The organism is uncultured Virgibacillus sp., assembly GCF_947495635.1.
GTDB lineage: Bacteria > Bacillota > Bacilli > Bacillales > Amphibacillaceae > Virgibacillus > Virgibacillus salarius.
On the sequence record NZ_CANMAB010000155.1, the window covers coordinates 1 to 5583 of the forward strand.

Here is a 5583-nt window from a genome sequence, read left to right on the forward strand (position 1 = left end):
CTAACCATCCGTGGGGGATAAACACACTCCTCACGGATGGAAGTTTCACTTTATCCCGCATATAACTGGCAGTAAGCCCCCCTCAAGCAGTGAAGAGAAACCAATATAGCTAAGTGTGGGATCAACTGCCAGTAAATGTCCGATTGGTTCGAGCCTACATGGAAGTAGGTCACAAAGGCGTTGCCACAGGACGCGGCGAATGAAGCCTTTGTACGTATATGTTTCAGTTAAAACCGGATGGAAGTTTCACTTTATCCCGCATATAACTGGCAGTAAATCCTCACTGATTGAAGTTTCACTTTATACTAAATCGCAGCAATAGCATCCTTTAGGATGGTTACTAGATAATTAATTTCATCTCTTGATATAGAAAGCGGTGGTGACATCGTTATAATATTGTTATAGCCTGCAACCGTATCGCTTGTTTTGCCAATTATGATGCCTCTTTTTCTGCAATAGTTCACGACGCCTGCAGCTATGGTTTCATCAATTGGTTCCTTTGTTTGTTTATCTTTTACAAGCTCAATACCAGCTAATAGTCCTTTACCACGAATATCACCAACATTAGGGTGCGTATACAGTTCTTGTAATTCTGCGAGCAAATATTCCCCCAGGTTCGCAGCGTTAGTGACTAAATGTTCCTCTTCCATAATCTCTAAATTTCGTATAGCAACAGCACAAGCTGCTGGGCTGCCGCCAAATGTGTTAACATGACGGAAATGATCGTATTCCTTCGTTGAGGTTTTGAATTTTTCATATATGTCACGTTTTACAGCAGTTGCTGCTAGTGGCATATATCCACTTGTTAGTCCTTTAGCCATCGTAATTATATCTGGTTTTACATCATAATGCATAAATCCGAAGGGCTTCCCTGTTCTGCCAAACCCGTTGATAACTTCATCAGCAATTAATAAGACACCGTGCTTATCACAAATCTCACGAACTTTTTTCATATAACTATCGTGGGGAACTAATATTCCGCCGCCAGTAATAATTGGCTCCATAATAAATCCAGCAATTGTTTCTTTGATCTCCCAAGTAATTGTGCGATCTAACTCATCAGCAGCTTGGTGACAGCATTGTTCATTTTCATGCGTAAAAGGGCTCCGATAGCAATCCGGCGGTGTGATATGGACGAAGCCTGATGCTAATGGTTCGTATTTATAGGCCCGTTGATTTTGTCCACCGGCTGCTAATGTAGCTAAAGTGCTACCATGATACGAGCGATAGCGTGAAATAAATTTATAGCGATTAGGTGCATCAGTCTGTTGGTAATATTGGCGGGCAATTTTGAAGGCTGTCTCATTAGCTTCCGATCCACTATTGGAATAAAAAATAACATAATCGTCGCCTAGCCATTCATTTAATTTTTCACTTAATTTTATTCCTGGTATATGACTTTGTGTTAATGGATAATAAGGCATCTCCTTTAATTGCTGTGCACAGACGTCAGCTAGTTCATCTCGACCATAACCTACATTAACGCACCATAATCCTGCCTGTGCATCAAGAAATTTATTACCGTCGATATCCGTGATCCAGATACCATCAGCTTTGGTGCTAATCATTGTACTGCTAGGGTTATATCTTTTCATGCCATGCCAAAGATACTTCTCATCTTTTTCCAACAGGTCCTCTTTTTTTATAGTTGGTTCCAATATAACAAACTCCTTTCTATAATCGGATCAAATAAAAAAGCTGAAAGTGAAAGATGGGAAAAGTAGCAAATGTGATATATGATGAATGAGGAATAGTTACTGTAGTGATTTCAGGTTGGCTCTCTTTGTCGTTTGTCGACAATTCAAGTTACCAATAATTAAACACATTTAAAGAAAATAGTCAATAAATTTATAAAATACAGAAAAATGATATAGACGATTAAACATTCAATTGCTATACTATTCTCAAGTGTAGTCTGTGACAAAATAAATGGGTAGAGGCAGAGATTGCTCTGTCTGCGCCCATTTTTAAATAGCATTTTCATCATTTATTGTGTTATTACATATATTTATAGTACACATTAGAAGAAAATATAACGTATTCCATACTTTTTAATTTGTGTGCATTATTTTGTATTTAATGCCGACAATCGACAGGCATGTTCTATTAATCCCACCCTTTTACCTCGCATATAACTGGCAGTAAGCCGCCCCAAATAAAGTGAACCCTATTGGCAAGAGGGGGGGCACTGCTAGTAAATGTCCGATTGGTTCGGGCCTACATTAGGCCACAAAGGCGTTGCCACATGACGTGGCGAATGAAGCCTTTGTACGTGTTTGTTTTAGTAAAAACCTAATTGAGGTTTCACTTTATTTCTAATGCCTACTGTAACTGTCTTTTCAAACGCATGGGCAGTGAAAAGTTCCTCGCCCATGATTGTTAAACTTTTCCAATCATCAAAGAAATTACAATTAACAACAATATTAATTCTTGTGATATTTATATGATCTACTTTGATGTTGGTGTTGTTCACTCAAGCAGCTTCACTTTAAATGAATGGAGGGGTTTGTATGGTGTTTTTTTCTATTTCTGAATATTATGAAAGGATAACGAAAACAAAACACCGTATGGCTAATGAAGGAATTGAGGTTTTACTTGTCACAGATCCAGCTAATATGAATTATTTAAGTGGATATGATGCATGGTCATTCTACGTACATCAATTGCTTGTCATTTTTATTGATGAGGATCAACCTTATTGGATTGGCAGAGGGCAAGATGCTAGTGCGGCTTTCCACACATCTTGGTTAGAAGCGGATCATGTATATCCATATACAGATGATTATATCCAGTCTTCCGAAAAACATCCGATGGAGTTTGTCAGTGATTTTATTAAAGCTAAAAAGTATGACAAGAAAACGATTGCAGCTGAGTTTGATGCCTACTATTTCACAGCAAAAAATTTTATGAAGCTAAAAGAAAATCTGCCTAATGCTGTATTTAAGGACGGAACAAATTTAGTAAATTGGATACGAATTATTAAGTCTGATCAGGAAATAGAATGTATTAAAATTGCATCAAAAATCGCTGAAGGGGCGATGCAGGCTGCTTTTGATTCCATTGATGCTGGAGTAAGGCAATCCGATGCTGCTGCAGCAATTGCTCATGCCCAGATCCGGGGAACAGATGATTTTGGCGGAGATTACCCTGCAATTGTACCATTATTACCAACTGGTGATCGAACTTCAGCTTGTCATCTTACGTGGACAGATGAGCTATTCCGACAAGGTGATCCGGTAATTATTGAATTATCTGGTTGCTATAAACGATATCACTCACCTTTAGCTAGAACAATCTTTCTTGGTATGCCAGATGAAAATATTCAATATATCGCAGACGTCGTAGTAGAGGGGATAAATATAACGTTAGATGCCATTCGTCCAGGTATTACTTGTGAAGAGGTAGAGGCTGTGTGGCGCAGAGTTATAGAGAAAAGTGGAATAAAAAAAGATTCGAGGCTTGGTTACTCAATGGGATTAAACTATCCCCCAGACTGGGGAGAGCATACTGCTAGTCTAAGAGCTGGCGATCATACAATCCTTAGAGAGAACATGACTTTTCATATGATACCTGGAATATGGCTTGACCATATGGGGGTTGAAATAAGTGAATCTTTTCGCATAACAGATAAAGGCTGTGAAGTGTTAGCAGATTTTCCTCGTGAATTATTAGTAAAACCTAATATTCGTTTAGCCTAAATATAGCAAAACGGTTCGTTTAAGGCAGAACGTAAGTGACTGCCTTGAACGAAGGTGGAAATAATATCCGTACTAATTTATCCCGCATATAACTGGCAGTAAGATCCCAAAATCACGCAATCAATTGAAACCAATATAGCTAAGTGTGGGATCAACTGCCAGTAAATGTCCGATTGGTTCGTCTAACCATCCGTGGGGATAAATAAACTTCCCCACGGATGGAAGTCTCACTTTATCCCGCATATAACTGGCAGTAAGCTCCCCAAATCACGTAATCAATTGAAACCAATATAGCTAAGTGTGGGATCAACTGCCAGTAAATGTCTGATTGGTTTAAGGGCCTTTAGGTCATACCCTTGTGGTACTAACCATCCGTGGGGATAACAGCTCCCATGGATGGAAGTTTCACTTTATTTCCATACCGTATCATTAATTAAGTTTGGTGGTTTTTGTCCACGTAAACCTGCAAGCAAATTTTCGGCAGCTAATGCTGACATTTTTAATTCCGTCTCGTGAGTCGATGAACCAATATGGGGTAAGGTGACTACATTATCCATTTTCAATAAATCATTTTTAGGATCGACAGGTTCTTGTTCAAATACGTCAAGGCCTGCACCTGCGATATTGCCGTTTTTTAACGCTTGAATTAAATCCTGTTCGACAATTGTCTTTCCGCGAGAACCGTTAATGAAAATAGCTGTTTTCTTCATCAAGTTAAATTCCCGTTGACCAATCAAATGTTTTGTTTCTTTAGTTAATGGTGTAATCAGACAAACGAAATCAGAACGTTGTAATAATTGATCTAAGCTAGCGTAGGTTGCCTGAAATTTCTCTTCAGCTTCGGGCTTTCGGGTGCGGCTATGGTAGAGAATGTTCATATCAAAACCATGATGAGCTCGTTGGGCAATGGCAAAGCCGATTCTCCCCATACCAATAATACCTACTGTTTTATGATGTACATCAGTACCATAATGTCTACTATCCAGTGATTCAACCCAATTACCTGATTTTACGAGTTGATTGAGTTCGGGGAGCCTTCTAGCTGTTGATAGTATTAAGCCAAAGACCATATCAGCGACTGTATCGGTCAGAATGCCAGGAGTATTAGTTGCCATAATCTTTCTATTAGTCAATGCTTCTAAATCTAAGTTATTGTACCCAACTGAAACATTACTAACAATTTTTAAGTTTGGAGCACGATCCAATAATTGACGATCAATCTTTAAATCGAGTCCAATAATACCATCTGCTTGTTGAAGAAAAGCTAAGAAAGCTTGATCTGAATTTGTATCCACATTCTTAAAAAATTGAACGTCATGGTTTTTTTGTAAATCATCAAGCACAGGCTTTTCGACGCGTTGATAGGCAAGAATTTTCATAATAAGCTTCCCCCATTCTGTACTATCTTAAAATTAAATTACTTTCAACATAGTAGGTTCTAATAAATAAGTCAAGGTCCATTTATCCCGCATATAACTGGCAGTAAGCCCCCTCAAGCAATGAGGAGAAACCAATATAGCTAAGTGTGGGATCAACTGCCAGTAAATGTCCGATTGGTTCGTCTAACCATCCGTGGGGATAAATAAACTTCCCCACGGATGGAAGACTCACTTTATCCCGCATATAACTGGCAGTAAGCCCCCTCAAGCAATGAGGAGAAACCAATATAGCTAAGTGTGGGATCAACTGCCAGTAAATGTCCGATTGGTTCGTCTAACCATCCGTGGGGATAAATAAACTTCCCCACGGATGGAAGTCTCACTTTATCCCGCATATAACTGGCAGTAAGCCCCCTCAAGCAATGAGGAGAAACCAATATAGCTAAGTGTGGGATCAACTGCCAGTAAATGTCCGATTGGTTCGTCTAACCATCCGTGGGGATAAA

General features: G+C 39.0%; 5 protein-coding genes. 1 reads left to right on the top strand and 4 read right to left on the bottom strand.

Translation table 11 applies throughout. From position 1 onward, the window contains the following. Positions 1–305: 305 nt before the first annotated feature. Positions 306–1658 carry an aspartate aminotransferase family protein gene (locus tag Q1A47_RS19705; RefSeq protein ID WP_121604606.1) on the bottom strand — a complete coding sequence of 451 codons (1353 nt, stop codon included), beginning with the start codon at positions 1656–1658 and terminating at the stop codon, positions 306–308. Positions 1659–2510: 852 nt separating this feature from the next. On the opposite strand from Q1A47_RS19705, the gene Q1A47_RS19710 reads away from it, so the two are divergent. After that, positions 2511–3698: a M24 family metallopeptidase gene (locus Q1A47_RS19710; protein ID WP_026681861.1), complete on the top strand. Its 1188-nt coding sequence runs from the start codon at positions 2511–2513 to the stop codon at positions 3696–3698. A 410-nt stretch (positions 3699–4108) separates the two neighbouring features. Here the strand turns inward: Q1A47_RS19710 and Q1A47_RS19715 are convergent, their stop codons facing one another. The 3 genes from Q1A47_RS19715 to Q1A47_RS19725 form a co-directional block, all read right to left on the bottom strand. After that, complete coding sequence (locus Q1A47_RS19715; protein ID WP_034678054.1) at positions 4109–5077, bottom strand: D-glycerate dehydrogenase; 969 nt, start codon at positions 5075–5077, stop codon at positions 4109–4111. An 82-nt stretch (positions 5078–5159) separates the two neighbouring features. Next, positions 5160–5294 carry a hypothetical protein gene (locus Q1A47_RS19720; protein ID WP_281949463.1) on the bottom strand — a complete coding sequence of 45 codons (135 nt, stop codon included), beginning with the start codon at positions 5292–5294 and terminating at the stop codon, positions 5160–5162. 16 nt (positions 5295–5310) lie between these two features. Then, positions 5311–5445, bottom strand: a complete 135-nt coding sequence (locus tag Q1A47_RS19725; RefSeq protein ID WP_281949463.1) for a hypothetical protein — start codon at positions 5443–5445, stop codon at positions 5311–5313. Positions 5446–5583 lie beyond the last annotated feature (138 nt).